This is a genomic window from Halogeometricum sp. CBA1124, assembly GCF_009741955.1.
GTDB classification, from domain to species: domain Archaea; phylum Halobacteriota; class Halobacteria; order Halobacteriales; family Haloferacaceae; genus Halogeometricum; species Halogeometricum rufum.
In genome coordinates, this window is the sequence record NZ_WPCD01000021.1 from 21,385 (window position 1) to 35,769 (window position 14,385).

At 68.2% G+C, this 14,385-nt stretch carries 10 protein-coding genes and 2 pseudogenes; 3 read left to right on the forward strand and 9 right to left on the reverse strand.

Annotated features, from left to right (window positions below; genetic code table 11):
* The 3 genes from GJ632_RS05035 to GJ632_RS05045 all read right to left on the reverse strand — a co-directional run bounded on the left by GJ632_RS05035 (position 1) and on the right by GJ632_RS05045 (position 4,811).
* The gene (locus tag GJ632_RS05035) at positions 1 to 1,596 is read right to left on the reverse strand and encodes an alkaline phosphatase family protein (RefSeq protein ID WP_343161025.1); all 1,596 of its coding nucleotides are present in this window, start codon (positions 1,594 to 1,596) and stop codon (positions 1 to 3) included.
* Between the two features lie 149 nt (positions 1,597 to 1,745).
* Positions 1,746 to 2,798, reverse strand: a complete 1,053-nt coding sequence (locus GJ632_RS05040) for a glycosyltransferase family 4 protein (protein WP_089811127.1) — start codon at positions 2,796 to 2,798, stop codon at positions 1,746 to 1,748.
* Between the two features lie 126 nt (positions 2,799 to 2,924).
* Positions 2,925 to 4,811, reverse strand: a complete 1,887-nt coding sequence (locus tag GJ632_RS05045) for a hypothetical protein (RefSeq protein ID WP_343161026.1) — start codon at positions 4,809 to 4,811, stop codon at positions 2,925 to 2,927.
* Positions 4,812 to 5,246: 435 nt separating this feature from the next.
* On the opposite strand from GJ632_RS05045, the gene GJ632_RS05050 reads away from it, so the two are divergent.
* Complete coding sequence (locus GJ632_RS05050; RefSeq protein WP_191452276.1) at positions 5,247 to 5,501, forward strand: hypothetical protein; 255 nt, start codon at positions 5,247 to 5,249, stop codon at positions 5,499 to 5,501.
* Positions 5,494 to 6,489 (forward strand): glycosyltransferase family 2 protein, encoded by a 996-nt coding sequence (locus GJ632_RS05055; protein WP_191452277.1) that lies wholly within the window; start codon positions 5,494 to 5,496, stop codon positions 6,487 to 6,489. Before GJ632_RS05050 ends, GJ632_RS05055 begins: the two co-directional genes overlap by 8 nt.
* A 39-nt stretch (positions 6,490 to 6,528) precedes the next feature.
* On the opposite strand, the gene GJ632_RS05060 is transcribed toward GJ632_RS05055, so the two are convergent.
* The 4 genes and pseudogenes from GJ632_RS05060 to GJ632_RS05075 all read right to left on the reverse strand — a co-directional run bounded on the left by GJ632_RS05060 (position 6,529) and on the right by GJ632_RS05075 (position 10,408).
* Entirely contained in the window at positions 6,529 to 7,386 is an 858-nt protein-coding gene (locus tag GJ632_RS05060; protein ID WP_343161027.1) for a polysaccharide deacetylase family protein, read from the reverse strand.
* Positions 7,387 to 8,253: an FkbM family methyltransferase gene (locus GJ632_RS05065; protein ID WP_191452278.1), complete on the reverse strand. Its 867-nt coding sequence runs from the start codon at positions 8,251 to 8,253 to the stop codon at positions 7,387 to 7,389.
* A 1-nt stretch (position 8,254) separates the two neighbouring features.
* Positions 8,255 to 9,393, reverse strand: a pseudogene (locus tag GJ632_RS05070) (FG-GAP repeat domain-containing protein).
* Positions 9,394 to 9,460: 67 nt separating this feature from the next.
* Positions 9,461 to 10,408 (reverse strand): sugar phosphate isomerase/epimerase, encoded by a 948-nt coding sequence (locus GJ632_RS05075; protein ID WP_191452279.1) that lies wholly within the window; start codon positions 10,406 to 10,408, stop codon positions 9,461 to 9,463.
* A 185-nt stretch (positions 10,409 to 10,593) separates the two neighbouring features.
* On the opposite strand from GJ632_RS05075, the pseudogene GJ632_RS23085 reads away from it, so the two are divergent.
* Positions 10,594 to 11,816 (forward strand): annotated as a pseudogene (locus GJ632_RS23085) (Gfo/Idh/MocA family protein).
* A 24-nt stretch (positions 11,817 to 11,840) separates the two neighbouring features.
* Here the strand turns inward: GJ632_RS23085 and GJ632_RS05085 are convergent.
* Positions 11,841 to 12,953: a DUF354 domain-containing protein gene (locus GJ632_RS05085; protein WP_343161031.1), complete on the reverse strand. Its 1,113-nt coding sequence runs from the start codon at positions 12,951 to 12,953 to the stop codon at positions 11,841 to 11,843.
* A gap of 199 nt (positions 12,954 to 13,152) precedes the next feature.
* The gene (locus GJ632_RS05090) at positions 13,153 to 14,148 is read right to left on the reverse strand and encodes a DUF1616 domain-containing protein (RefSeq protein WP_343161032.1); all 996 of its coding nucleotides are present in this window, start codon (positions 14,146 to 14,148) and stop codon (positions 13,153 to 13,155) included.
* Between the last annotated feature and the right edge of the window lie 237 nt (positions 14,149 to 14,385).

A 14,385-nucleotide genomic window follows, 5' to 3' on the forward strand; every position in this document is an offset into this window, starting at 1 on the left:
TCACTCCATGTACCCGAGTCCGCGGAGGCGGTCTTCCACCGTGTCGGTGTCCGTCTCGGTGGCGTCGGCCGCCTCGCGTTTCGCGTACTGGTTCGTCCGGACCGCGGCGGTGGCGGGTTCGGAGTCGGGGTCGTATATCTCCGAGAGCACGCGTCCGTCCGCCGTCTCCGGGACGTCCTGTCCGAGCGAGTGGAGGACCGTCGGCGCCACGTCCACCACCGCGGCGTCCTCGACTGTCGACCCGGCGCGAACGTCGTCGCCCCAGGCGAAGAAGATGCCCTCGGGCCGGTGGTACGCGGCGATGTCCGTCGCGGGTTCGACCGCATGTTCCCCCAACTTGGGTTCGACGTGGTATCCCTCCTTCGCTTCCACCACGATGTCCGGCGCTTCCGGGTCGTTCGGGAACCGGTCGTCGCCGTCGTGGACGGTCAGCAGGGGGTCGCCCGTCTCGGGGTCCGTCGCGTCCTCGAGCACGCGCATCACGTCTCGCTTCGTCCGTTCGACGGCTTTCGGGGGGACGGTACCCTTCTCGAACCGCTCTGTGTCGTTGACGTAGACGCTGCCCAGTCCGTGGAGGAACGCGTCGGTCTGGCCGAAGTCGACGTCGTACAGCCCGTGACTCCCGGGGATGCGCTCGGCGAAGAAGTCGACGACGGGCTTCGGCAGGTTCTCGACGAGTTTCTCGTCCGTGATTCCCACCTTGTGGAGCGCGCCCTGAACGCGCTCTTTGTCCAGTCCGACGCCCGCGAGGGCGCCGCGCGTCCCGTCGCTGTCCTTGACGGTCAACAGGCCCTCGTCGGCGAGGATGCGGTTGACGCTGATGACCTTCTCGATGGGCGCGAAGCCGTGGTCGGAGACGACGTAGAGGTCCGACCCGCGTTCCTCGCAGTAGTCCATCACGTCGCCGAGGACGTCGTCGAGTTTCTCGTAGTGCTCCAAGAGCGTCTCCTCGTCCCAGATGAGGTGCTGGAGTCGGTCGGGGGCGACGTAGACGAAGAAGAACAGCCGCCACGCCTCGTTCTCCATGAGCACCTCCATCAGTTCCCGGCGTCCGTCGAGGACCCGGTCCAGGTCGCGCAGGAACTCCTGCTCGCGGCCCGCGTAGTCGCGCCACTTGATGTCTATCTCGTAGTCGGGGAAGCGACGCTCGAACTCCGCGCGGAACGAGTCGGGGTTGACGGCGTCGCCGTCTATCTCCGGCGTCATCATGCCGCTGACGACGGCGCTGTCCTCGCCGGGGTCGCTCGTCGGGTACGTCATCGGGACGTTGGCGACGACGGAGGGCGAGACGAGTTCCCACAGCGGCGGTTGCCGGACGTCCGCGCTGGAGTAGGGCGACTGCTTGTAGGAGGAGTCGAGCTTCATGAACTCGTACAGCCCGTGCTTGTCGGGCCACGTTCCGGTCGCGATGGAGGGCCACGCCACGGGCGTGTTCGCCGGCGTCGTACTGCGGAGGGGACCGGAGGCCCCCTCCGTCAGGAGCCGCTCGAAGTTCGGTAACTCGCCGTCGTCCACGAACCGTTCGAGGAGTCCCCACGGGACTCCGTCGAGGCCCAAGACGAACGCTCGGCGAGTTTCGTCGTACGTATCGTTCACCGGGTACGTCTCGACCCGGTTTACGCTTAGTTATGGGCCGTATTCCCGTTTAGGAGGCGATTCACGCCCGTTTCAGGCTCGTGAAGACGTCCCACGACGCGGTCCCGTCCGTCGCTCCCGGCGCGCGGCCACGGGCGCTTCGCCGGTCCTCAGTGGGTGAGTTCGTGGTAGAGGTCGTCCAGTCGCTCGCTGGCGACGGCCCACGAGTAGTCACGTTCGACGCGTTCCCGACTCTCCCGCGCCATCGCTTCGACTCGCTCGGGGTCGTTGACGAGGTCCGACAGCGTGGCCGCCAGCGACTCCACGTCGCCCGGTTCGACGAGAACGCCGTTGTCGTCGTCGATGAGGCTCGGAATCGCGCCCACCGTCGTCGAGACGAGGGCGTTGCCGCCGGCCATCGCCTCCAGGAGCGCGATGGGGAGGTTCTCGGCGTACGTCGGCAGGACGAACACCGACCCCTCGTTCAGCAGCTCCCGCTTTCGCTCCTCGGAGACGTAGCCCTCGTAGGTCACTCGCTCGTGTCGCTCGGCCAACTCCTCGGACAGGTGCGACAGCGGACCGCTCCCGGCGATGGTGACGCGGCAGTCCTCGTCGTTCGCCATCAGTTCGTCCACCGCCTCGACGAACTCCTCGATGCCCTTGCGTTCGAGGTGGTTCGAGACGAAGACGAGATGCGCCGGACGCGCGTCGTAGCGCGGGTCGTACTCGCCCGGGTCGACGGCGTTCGGGAGGACGGTTATCTTCTCCTCGTCGGCGCGCATGCCGACGATGTCCCGCCAGTAGTCCGAGAGGACGATGACCGTGTCGCACTGCGAGAAGACGACCGACTGGAAGAGTCGGACGGGCTTCGAGTCCGTCCGCATGAACGAGTCGAACGACGACCCGTGGACGTGGAGGACGACGGGGACGCGCCACACCAGCGACGCGATGATCACGTACAGTCCGGACTGGTAGAAGGAGTTCCAGTGGCTGGAGTGGACGTGGACCACGTCCGGCGGCCGCCTGAACGGGAAGCGGAGAATCTGCACGAACGCCGTCAGCATCGCGACGAGGAACGACCGGGAGTCGTCCATCGGCACCGAGACGTCGTAGATACGAGCGGAGACTCGCTGGGGGAGGCGACGGCGCTGCTCTTGCATGTACTGCGCGATACCTCCGGTCGTACCGGCCGGTCCGACCAACAGAACGTCTGTCGCCCGCATTATACTCGCAACCCGGTCGCTAGACGGAATAGTAATGCGGTGGTTACGCGAACGGCGACTGAAACGGGCCGGAACGGCCCGAAACTGACCGCGCTGGCGACGCCACCTCGTTCGTTTACCGCCGAGTTAATCGTCCGTCTGCTCCGGCGGGTCCAGTGGGTAGCCGCGCTGGTCGACGTAGTAGGTGTCGAACTCGCCGTTCGTCTGGACGTGCGAGATGCGCGGGTGCGTCCCGTTCGCGATTCGCTCGAAGTCGCTCTCCTCGTAGCGGAGCGAGTCGTACGCGACCAACTCCCGCGCCCTGTCCTTCTCGGAGACGGTGAGATAGTAGAACGGCTGCTCGGAGTAGGAGTACTCCCTGAACCGCGTCACGTTCTGCGTGCTGTTGAACTCCGACCCCGACAGCGTCCACTTCAGCCGGTTGTCGAACTCGGCGTTCAGCGCGTCGCTGAAGCGCCCCGGCCCGCCGCGGATACCGGCCACGGCGGCCCCCTCGGCGCGGTGTTCGAAGACCGTGTCGTAGCCGACGAACTGCTGTTCGGGGCTCTGCGGCGAGGGGTTGTACATGTACGGCGAGGGGAAGAACGCCGCCAACGACAGACACAGCACCGCGACGGTGAGCACCGAGACGACGGCCCGTTCGCGCCCGTCGAGGGCGTCGCCGATGGCGTCCGAGAGGTGATAGAGGGCGATGGCGCCGACGATGCCGACCAGCACCATCGCGAACCCGAAGTGCCGGAAGAAGTAGCCCGACACGTCGCCGATGAACTGCACCGCGAAGAACGGGCCGAGCGTGAACGCGGAGAAGCCGATGTAGGCCACCGCCACGCCGCTATCGGACCGTCCGCGCACCATGCCGAACACCAGCGCGGCCATGAACGCCGTCGCGATGACGACGTAGATGGCGTTGACCGCGAACAGTTTGACGAACAGTTCGACGATGCTCACGCCGATGGACTGAGCCGACCCGCCCCGCTGGGCGGCGACCTGTCCCGCGCCCGTCCCGGTGGTCAGGAACGCCTGCGCGGACAGGTAGACGTTGTTCAAGAGCGTGAACGTCTGCTGGTACTGGGTCGCCCACACCGCCAGCAGGACGGCGAGAAAGACGACCTGCCCGACTAGCAGCCGGTGACGTTGCCCGCCGTCGGTCGCCGTCGGATGCGACACCCGGACGCGACGGCGCCACGCCAGTCCGACGGCGAGGACGGTGCCCATGAAGATGAGCACGTTCACCGCCACCTGCGGGTGGTAGAACACGTTCGCCATCAACGCGACGGGCAGGACGAGGCTGGCCGCCGACGCCCAACTCGGCAGCGCGGTGTCCTCCGCCGACCGGGTGAGGTGCTTGAACAGCAAGTAGAGGACGAACGGGAAGTACAGCGTCGTCAGCGTGTAACTGTGGAAGTGCGAGTGCGTGCTGATGTTGTTGATGGGCAGCATCAGCATGGCCGTGAACGCCGCGATGACGACGGCTCTGGAGTCGCGGGTGACCACCCAGACGGCGAGGGGGACGAACAGCAACGCCAGCACCGACACCGTGAGCATCGCGTACATCATCCCCCACCTGACGGGGACGCCCATCGACTGCGAGAGGAACAGGGCCAGCGAGTGCCCCCCGGGGTAGATGATGTCGAAGAACCCGAACTCCGGATTGAGCATCCGCTTCGCCCAGCCGAGGTGCGTCAGCGCGTCGCCCGACCCGTAGTAGTAGTAGCCGCGGACGAGGGGAAGCGAGAGGAACGCCACCGTGGCGAGACCCGCCAGACCGACGCCGGCGGCGCGGACGAGGTTGCGGCCGAACAGGGTCGCGACGGCACCGACGGCCGCCGCCCCGACGACGCCCACCCAGAAGGCCGGCGGCGTCGCCGCGTATATCGACACCTCGTAGCCGGTCGCCGGCTTCGAACGCGCCGCGAGGACGGCGACGGCGAGGCCGAGGAAGCCGACGAGGAGGAGCGCTCTCGTCCACCGCGGCGACGTCGGCTCGGAACGTCGGCTCAGGGGAGGCGACACGCTGTCAGCCCTCCGCCCGCGGCCGACGCGCCGCTTCGTCTTCGAGTCCGCTGCAGACGATTCCGAGAACGAACATCACGCTCTGTGCGAAGATTGGCGCGACTTTGGTTATTAGTCGTGTAACGTGGCGACGCGTTCGAGCGAGCAACTGGCGGGGTCGGTCAGCCTTGGTTTCGGTTGTCAGTGACACGCACGACCGTCCGCCCGCGACCGGTACGCCGTGCGATTCACGGCGATTGTTCCATTGTTTATGTCGACGACCGTTCCACCGTTCCGTCGTTTAATCCCGTATAACCATACCCGTCCCGGGCGTTGACCGGGCCGTGTACGAGCTGGTCGGGTCGGGTGTCGCCGACGCGGCGGTCTACTTCACGGGAGTTCGACCCGACCGCCGCGCGTCCGACGCCGAACCGACAGACGGGTCGAGTGGTGCTCATGACAGGACACGACCGCGGCCGAACGCCGCAGAAGGGAGACGAGTACAGCCATCGAGACGGGACGACGGAAGTCGTGTTCACGACGCAGGACGGCCGCGTTCTCACGTTTCGAGAGTATCCCGACGCGGACTCGTTCGACCGAACGGTGTCGTCGGCGACCTACCGCGGCGTGAACGAGGACGTGGCCTCCCTCCCGGAGCGTCCGCGTTCGCCGACGCGGACGAGACGGGCGACGAGTAACCGACATGCGTAGCGAACCGGGCGGCGAGCAGACGACGGGGGCCGGTGCCGACGCGAGCACCGCCGCACCCGAGAGTGAACGATTCGCGGCGTTGCCCGAGGAGTACCGTCGGCGCATCGAGACCGGGTTCGACGACGTTCCGGACGTCGAGCCGACGATATCCGTCGTCGTCGTCACGTTCCGGACCGACCGCGAGGCGTTCGAGTCGGTGCTCGACGCCCTCGGGGCACAGACCCACGAGGCGTTCGATTTCGTCGTCGTGAACAACGGCGTCGACTGGGATATCGAGTCGCGACTCCGCGAGTTCGACCACGGGACGACGTACGTCGAACTCGTCCGCAACTGCGGCGTCACGCTCGCGCGCAACCTCGGCGCCGAACTCGCCCGCTCGGACCTCCTGCTGTTTCTCGACGACGACGCCGTCCCCGCAGCGGACTTCGTCGAGGCACACCGGCGAGCGCACGACGACGAGGGCGTGGTCGCCGTCCGCGGCCGCATCTTCCCGCAGTCGAAGTCGTTCTACAACCGGCTCCAGCAGTGGTACGACCTCGGCGACCGGTCGCTGCCGTACCTCCTCAACATCGAGGGCAACACCTCCATCGACCGCGACGCCCACCGCTCGGTCTCGGGGTTCGACGAGCGACTCGGCGGCCGCGCGGGGCACGAGGGCATCGACCTCACCTACCGCCTCGTCGAGGCCGGCTACGACCGCGACCAGATCGTCTACTGTCCCGACGCTATCATCTACCACGACTACGCGACGAGTCTCCTCGGCTACGTCCGCAAACGAATCGTCAGCCGTCGCTACCGGAAGCGACTCACCGAGCGCCGGCCCGAACTGTTCGAGTTCGCCAGCACGTACTCGCCGCCCGACCACGTGGTTCACGAGAAGTCCTCGCTGGACCACGCCGTCCACCTCGCACTCGACGGCGTCATCCGCGTCGGCTGCCGACTGGCCGAGACGCGCGACGCCCTCGGCGACCGACTCCCGAGCGTCTAGTCTCCCGTCCGACGAGTCGCGCCGGCTTCGACTGCTTCCTCAGCCGACCAGTTCCGTCAGTCGCCACCGAAGTCCCGAGAGGTCGAAGCGAACCCGGTGGGTCGGTTCGTGGGCGCGCACTCGCGGGAGTCGGTAGGCGTCGGCCGCCTCGGGGTCCGAGAGGACGCCCCGCTCGGAGGTGACGGCCATCGCGTGCGACTCCCGCACCACGTCCACCGCCGCCTCCGAGTAGCGGCCGAACGGGTAGCAGAAGCGGTCTACCGCGACGCCGAGGCGGTCCTCGAGTTCGTCGCGCGCGCCGACGATTTCGTCTTCCAGCGTCTTCCGGTCGCGCACGCGCGCGAGGTCCAGATGAGTTCGCGTGTGCGTGCCCACGGTGACGAGGGGGTCGGCGGCCACCTCGCGCAGTCGGTCCCACGACATCACCCCGGGGTCGCGGACCGACTCGTCTGCGAACGCCGCCGGGTCGTTGAACGCCTCGTGGTCCACCGGTGACCGCGCGAAGCGGTAGGCGTAGCCGTCGGGGCACCCGCCGACGAACGCGACGGGGACGAACAGCGTCGCCGGCACCCGGTACTCTCGGAGGACCGGGAGCGCGTTCTCGTAGAAGTCGTCGTACGCGTCGTCGAACGTGAGTGCGACGCGCTTCCCGCCGCCGGCTTCGAGGACGGCCGGGAGGTCGACCACCTCGAAGGCGTCGGTGAGGTAGTCGAGGTCACGCCGGAACCGGTCGACGGAGACGTTGCCGTAGCCGGCGGGTTCGCCGACGGCGTGGTACGCGAGGACGGCGTTCGACTCGTCGGGGTAGTGCCGCGAGAACTGCGTCGCGCCGTCGAGTCGCGCCAGCGCCTCGAACCCCCCGCGGGCGAGGCGGCGCGGGAGGCCGGCGCCGGACACTTACGACTCCCGGACGGCGCGCAGGAAGTGACCGCCGTCCCACTCGACGAGGCGTTCGACGCGCAGGCCCGACGATTCGAGCACGTCGCGTATCTCCTCGCCCTCGTCGCCGCGGGTGAAGTGCTTCTCGTAGACGTTGACGTAGACGACGCGGCAGTCGAGGAGCGTGTGTTCGAGGCCGCGCAGGACGCCGAGTTCGGCCCCCTGCACGTCCACCTTCAGCACCGTCGGCGCGGGGACGCCGTCGGCGACGAGCGAGTCGCCCCGGTCGGTCCGGACGGCGATGCGCCGCCGTTCGGTGGGGCCGCCGACGACGCCGAACGCGCCCGTGCCGTCCGGACTGCTGACGCCCAGTTCGGCGCGCCCGCGTTCGTCGTCGAGGGCGAGTCGCCGCACCGTCGCGTCGCGCCCGTTCCGGTCGAGGTTCTCGCGGAGTCGGTCGACGTTCTCGGGGTGGGGTTCGATGGCGACGACGCGTTCCGGCGGGAGTCGCCCGGCCGCGAGGACGCTGAAGACGCCGACGTTCGCGCCCACGTCCCACACCACGTCATCGTCGCGGAGCGAGCGAACGAACGCCGCCAGCACCGTCGCGTCTGGGTCCGAGCGGTACTTGGCGAACCCGCGGTACTCGAACCGCGTCGAGACGCGGAAGCGCGCCTCGTCGTCGCCGGCGCGGAACACCACCTCGTCCGGGAGGAAGACCGCCGCCGCGCGGTTCGCCACGTCGGAGAGCGTGCCGGTGAGACCGCTCCGTCTGGCGGCGTTGGCCAACGGCGTCCCGGCGAGTCGGTCGACGACGGCGTCCTTCGCGGTGCTCACGCCGCCGCGAACGGACTCGGACGGTTCGGAGTCGAGTTTCGACGCCATCTCACACCACGTTGAACCACGCGTCCACGCTCGGTTCGACGTACGACTTCCCGACGATGTCGAGGGCGCCGTCGCCGTCCAGGTCCACCAGTTTCGCCTCGTGCGTCGGGGCGCCCTCGACGATGACCTCCGCGTCGAACGTCCCGTCGCCGCCGTTCCAGAAGACGAACTGCCGGGGGTCGTGGCCCGACTCCAGTCCCATCTCGGCGACGTAGATGTCGGGTGCCCCGTCGCCGTCCAGGTCCGCGACTTGCAGGGAGTGGGGGTTCGACAGGTCGTCGTGGAGGACGGTCGCCTCCCAGTCCGGGGGGTCGAACACGGCGAGACGGGCGCGTCTGTCGCCCTGATACGGCAGGTCGCCCTCCGTGACGACGACTTCGTCTTCGCCGTCGCCGTCCACGTCGGCGGCGACGACGCGCGTCCACTCCCAGCCCTCGGCTATCCGCTCGCGGGTCCACGTGTCGTCGTCCGCGCGGTGGAAGACGTTCGGCCCGGCGAGAATCTCCACGTCGCCGTCGCCGTCGAAGTCGCCTATCTGGACGCCCTCGACGTCGATGTCCTCGGCGACGACGTGCCGGTTCGCCACCGGCCACGGTTCGCGCCGCGGGTCCTCGGGCACGTCGTAGTAGAAGACCACTTCGCTCTCTTGCGAGAGGCCGACGACTTCGACGTCGCCGTCCCCGTCCACGTCGGCGACGGCCACGTCGTGGTACTTCTCGAAGTCGTCGGTGACGAGGCGGCGCGTCCACTCCTCGCGGGGGTCGTCGGGCTGTTCGAACCAGTAGAGGTCGTACTGGTTGATGTTCTGTCCGGCGACGAGGTCCATCCTCCCGTTCCCGGTGACGTCGCCGAGGGCACCGCCGACCGAGAGGTCCGGCGCGCGCGCACGTCGTGGCGTTCCCAGCCCGGGTTCTCGTACCAGAAGACGTTCCACTCGCGTCGATGAATCGCCTCGCGCGTCCCCGGCAGTTTCCGGAGGTCTATCTCCTTGTCGAGGACCGGAAGTGTGACGGGATACTCGCCGCCGAGTGCGCCGACGAGGACGTCCGGACGACCGTTCCCCGTGAGGTCGGTCGTGAGACAGAAACTCATGCGACCGCTCGGGGGCGCGTCGTCCAGGCGACGGTGCTGAAGCTCCATACGTCGTCCGTCCGGCGAGACCCCGATTGTAATAGCCCGATTAACCGCCTGAGCGACGTAGCGAGGGCTATCGCGACGGCTCGGCGCGAGCGGCCTCACCCGGCGCGTCCGTCTCGGACCCGCCGCAGAGGCGGGAGAGCAGGGCCGCGCCGTCTTCGACGGTCTGGTGGGGGTCGGTCGGATCGTCGTGTTCGTAGACCAACCACTCGGTCCCGCTCTCGCGGGCGGCGCGAGCGACGGCGTCGAAGTCGACGGCTCCCGTGCCGGGGTCGGCGTTCTCGTACGTCCCGAACCGGCCCGTCGGCGTCACGTCGCGGACGTGGACCAGCGGTACCCGACCGGCGGCGAGTTCGATGGCCGCGGCGGGGTCGAAGCCGGCCGCCGTCACCTCGCCCACGTCCACCTCGAAGAACAGGTCGTCGGGCGTCGTCCGGGCGAAGAGGTTCCAGAATCCCGACTTGCTCGGAATCTCCGTGGGGTCGTGCCGCGGGTCCGCGCGGCGGAGGCGGGCGAGGGCCTCGCCGCCCAGGTTGGCGACGCCTTGCGGGACGGGCGTCCGGTCGAACAGTTGCCCGACGACCCCGGGGTACATCGGGTAGAGGTCGTGCCGAATCGTGTGGTAGCCGAGGTCAACGTCGTGCGCGTCGAGTTCGTGGGCCGCGTCGGCGATGCGGTACGAGAGCGACCGGACGGCCCACCGCGTCTGGAACTCCCGTTCGGAGATGTGCGGGACGACGACGCGGTCACAGCCGACCGCGTCCAGTCGGTCGAGCAGGTCGTTCTCCCCCTCGACGGCGGCTTCGACCGTCGAGAGGTCGGCGTGGACGGCGACGGGGACGACGCCCGTCTCGTCGAGTGCGTCGGCGACGGCGTCGACGTCCGCCTCGAAGAACCGGGTGGCGAACTCGACGCCCTCGAATCCGGCGTCGGCGACGCGGCGAATCACGTCCGGGAGCGAGTCGGTCGACTCGCGGACGCTGTACAACTGTATCGCTGGACGGGGCGGTCGCTCCATACCTCGCGGTGTCCCGTCCGAGCCATTGTAATGGAGCGTCTAAGCCCGTGCATCCGGCAAATGCTGTCGAATCACACGGCCGCCGACCGTACGGCGGACCGTCGCCGTTGGGCGGGTCGCTGCCGGCGTCGTCGCCGGCCGTTATGCCGTGAATACTCAACGACCGCACGCTCGTACCGACGCCCGTGACATTCAGAATCGGATTCGTCGGCACCGGCGACCCCGACGGCGACGGCTTCGCCATGGCGTACCGGCACGCCGCGGGCTACGAACGACTCGACGACTGCGAACTCGTCGCCTGCGCGGACGTCGTCCCCGAGAACGCCGCGGCGTTCGCCGAGGCGCACGACATCGACGACTCGCACGTCTACGAGGACTACGAGGCGATGCTCGACGAGGCGGAACCGGACGTAGTCAGCGTCTGCGTCCCGCCCGCCCTCCACGCTGACATCGTGGTCGACATCGCTCACAGCGGCGTCGTGCGGGGCGTCCACTGCGAGAAGCCGATGGCGCTGACGTGGGGCGACGCGAAGCGCATGGTCGAGGAGTGCGAGGCGGAGGGTGTCGCCCTCACCATCAACCACCAGCAGCGCTTCGGGACGCCTACCGGAAGGCCAAGGACCTCCTCGACGACGGGACGATAGGCGACCTGCGCCGCATCGAGTTCCGCGAGGAACACCTGTACGACACGGGCACGCACTCGTTCGACCTCGCGAACTTCTACAACGACATGGTGCCCGTGGAGTGGGTGCTCGCGCAGATTGACTACACCGACGAGAACGTGCTGTTCGGGACGCACAACGAGAATCAGGCGATAGCCCAGTGGCGCTACGAGAACGGCGTCTACGGACTGGCCTCGACCGGTCGCGGCGAGGCGTTCTGCGGCGACGCCCTGTTCCGCCTCCGCGGAACGGACGGCGAAATCGAGGTGCGCGACGACGGGACGCTCGCGTACCGCCGCGACGGGAAGTCGTGGAAGACGGCCAAGACGGGGACGGACGGGCGCTACCGGCCGAACCCCGGGCGAGTTCGCGCCGGCGCCAGACTCGTCGCCGGTCGCCTCTCCTCGCGACTCGCGGACCGACTCGACGCCACGACGTACACCGAACGGGCCGTCGAGGAACTCGTCAGTGCCCTCCGCGACGGCGAGCAGTCCGAGTTGAACGGCCGCGACGCCCTCGCCGCCGACGAACTCATCTTCGCCGCGTGGGAGTCCTCGCGCCGGCGCGGGCGCGTCGAACTCCCGTTGGAAGTCGAGGACAACGCGCTCGAATCGATGGTCGCAGAACGGAAGGTCGGTCCCGAGTCGACGGACCGGAGCATCGCGGACGAGGAGTCCGACGCCGCCGCGGGCGGGAGTCGACTCGGGGCGCTTCGGTCGCGTCTCGTCGGGTTCGTCGGTCGGTAGCGCTCCGACGCTTCGGACGGGCGCTCAGTCGAGCGTCTCGTTCATCAGGTCGGCGGTCAGGTCGGCGACTTCGCGCCGGACGCGTCGCGCGCGCGTCAGGTCCGGTTGCGCGTCACGGTCGGTGACGGACTCCACGTAGTCGAGGACGTCCTCGGCGTTGCGGGAGTGGAATATCTCGCCCTCCTCGATGAGCGCGCGGTCCACCGAGATGAGCGTGCTCGGGAAGAACGACACGGCGGGTGTCTGCATGCGCGACGCTTCGCGCGCCATCGTGCCGGACCCCGTCAGCACACAGCGCGCGTGCCACGCGAGTTCAAGGCCCGAGAGGGGTTCGTCCGGAACGTACACCCGTTCGGGCGGCAGTCCGTCGGCGAACGCGCGGTCCATCTCCTCGCGGGGGAGGTAGACGACGTTCACGCCGCGTTCGACGGCGCCGGCGAGGATGTCGGGGACGAGAGAGCCCTCGGCGTCCACGTACGTCGCGGAGAGTGCTTCCGGACGGACGACGATGAAATCCTGGCTCTCGAACGGAATCGTGTCGAGGAACGACGGGTCGGGCTCGAAGGCGGCGACGTAGACGTCCTCCTTGTAGCCGTCGTACGTGTGGATGCTGTCGGGGTCGGCACCCCGGTCGGTCAGCACCTCGGTTCGGAACGCCGCGGGGACGACGTTGTGTGTCGCCTGCGCTTCCAGCCGGTGGTACAGTTCTTCGGCGGCCAACCCGTCCACGTAGGCGCAGATGTCGTTGTCGGTGAAGTGGATGGAGGGGATGCCGCGAGCCTTCGCCGCGAGGATGCACATCGCGTTTCGCGAGGAGAGCGCAACGTCGGCGTCCGGCGCTTCGAGCGCCAGTTGAGCGGTTCGTAGCGGAATCCCTACCTTGCGTAAGTGGGGGTTCTCGTAGTCTTTTCCGACCGTCCGAAAGTCGTAGCCGACCTGTCGGGCCAGCGGTACCGTCTCGGTCTTCTCGCGAACGGTCACGGTCGGCTCGACGTTGGAGAACGAGTCTGTCAGCGCCTTGAAGAAGAACGGATGGGAGGGGCTCGCGAGGTCGACCCACGCCTCGACGGTTCGGGCGACGCTGCGCGTCGTCTCGGACGGTTCGTCTTCGCTGGCGGCGAACGTCGCGCGGCTCACAGCTCACCACCTTCGGCCGGGAGGGTCGTGCGAGGGCCACCGGTCGTGCGGGGGCTATCGAGTGCGCTCGTCATCTATCGCACACAGCACCGAGAACGCACTTGGTTATGCGTCGGTGAACGAACGACCGTTCCGATTGCGGCGAAAATATGTCTTGCGTTAGTGTCGATTCACGCGAATTTGCTCGGGAGAGCGACGGCTACGTGCCGGTGTCCGACCCGTCCTCGACGTTCATCCAGAGCGTGACGTGTCGGTACGACGACTCGACGTTCGGGCTCTGCGGGGCGTCGCCGCGGTAGACGAGGTAGGCGAGACGAACGTTCTCGCCGGATATCTGTGGGGCGACTTCGTGCGTCAACTGCCAGCTGTCGCCCGCCCGGAGCGTCTCCGAGAAGCGGTCTATCTCGTTCGTGGCGACCACGTCCCCGTTCGATTCGACGCGTTGCAGTTGGACCACCACCGTGTAGTTCGTCGTCTCCTGCTCGAAGTTCTCGACGAGGAGGACGAGTTCGCCGCTCTCGCCGACCGAGAGGTTCTGCGGGTAGTCTCCCGCGACGAGCGACCCGTCGTCCTGTTCGGTCAGCAGCGACACCTGCGTGTACGACGCGCTCCCGACGCTCGCCGGCGAGATGAGCGCGAACGCGACGGTGGCGGTGGCGACGACGACGACGGCCGCGAGCGCCACGTTGAGAGCGCCGTCCCAGTCGGACCGGCCGCGCGCCACCTCACGGTACCGGACGAGCACGCCGACCGGCGGCACGTAGCGCGTCTCCGCCGCGACGCGGAGCCGTCGGACGGCGCCGAGAACCGTGGCGACGACGGCGAACGTGCCGCAGACGGCGGCGACGTTCGGCCCGGTGAACTCGAACCCGCCGACTTCGAGCCCCCACGCGAAGACGGGGACGAGTGCGACGCTCAGACCGACGCCGAGCGCGAGACGCTCGAAGAACGGCAGTCCCGCGTGTTCCGTCTCGCTCCCCGTGAACGCCGACGGCAGGTCGCCCACGCCGGGACGCGTCTCCTTCGCGGCCGGGAAGACGAGCGTCGTGAGCGCGTAGCCCGGGAGGAAGAGGACGAGTACGCCGGCGAGGACCGCTCTGAGGGTGACCGGTTCGAGGTTCAAGACGGCGAAGACCGCACCCGCGGTGAGCGCGATGGTCGCGACGACGTCCGCGTAGACTGCGCGGCCGCTCACGACGTATCACTCCGGGCGCGGCGGGCGAAGCGAGACGTCTGCGTGCGCTGGGAGGCGGTCATAGGGGTAGTCTCGTCGGGTGTCCTTTCGGTTACGCGCTTGTTTATGGTTGGAATAATCGCTCACCTGCGCGAACCGCGCGAGACGTGCTCACGGTCCGCATACCCCGTCGCCGACGAATCTGACCTTCGTGCGTGACGCTTGAAAACTATAATTCTGTGATACATATCTATACGT

Bases quoted from the DNA above. Each gene is read 5' to 3' on its own strand.
- GJ632_RS05055 (WP_191452277.1), top strand. From the start codon at position 5,494: ATGCGTAGCGAACCGGGCGGCGAGCAGACGACGGGGGCCGGTGCCGAC.
- GJ632_RS05040 (WP_089811127.1), bottom strand. From the start codon at position 2,798: ATGCGGGCGACAGACGTTCTGTTGGTCGGACCGGCCGGTACGACCGGA.
- GJ632_RS05050 (WP_191452276.1), top strand. From the start codon at position 5,247: ATGACAGGACACGACCGCGGCCGAACGCCGCAGAAGGGAGACGAGTAC.
- GJ632_RS05075 (WP_191452279.1), bottom strand. From the start codon at position 10,408: ATGGAGCGACCGCCCCGTCCAGCGATACAGTTGTACAGCGTCCGCGAG.
- GJ632_RS05065 (WP_191452278.1), bottom strand. From the start codon at position 8,253: ATGGCGTCGAAACTCGACTCCGAACCGTCCGAGTCCGTTCGCGGCGGC.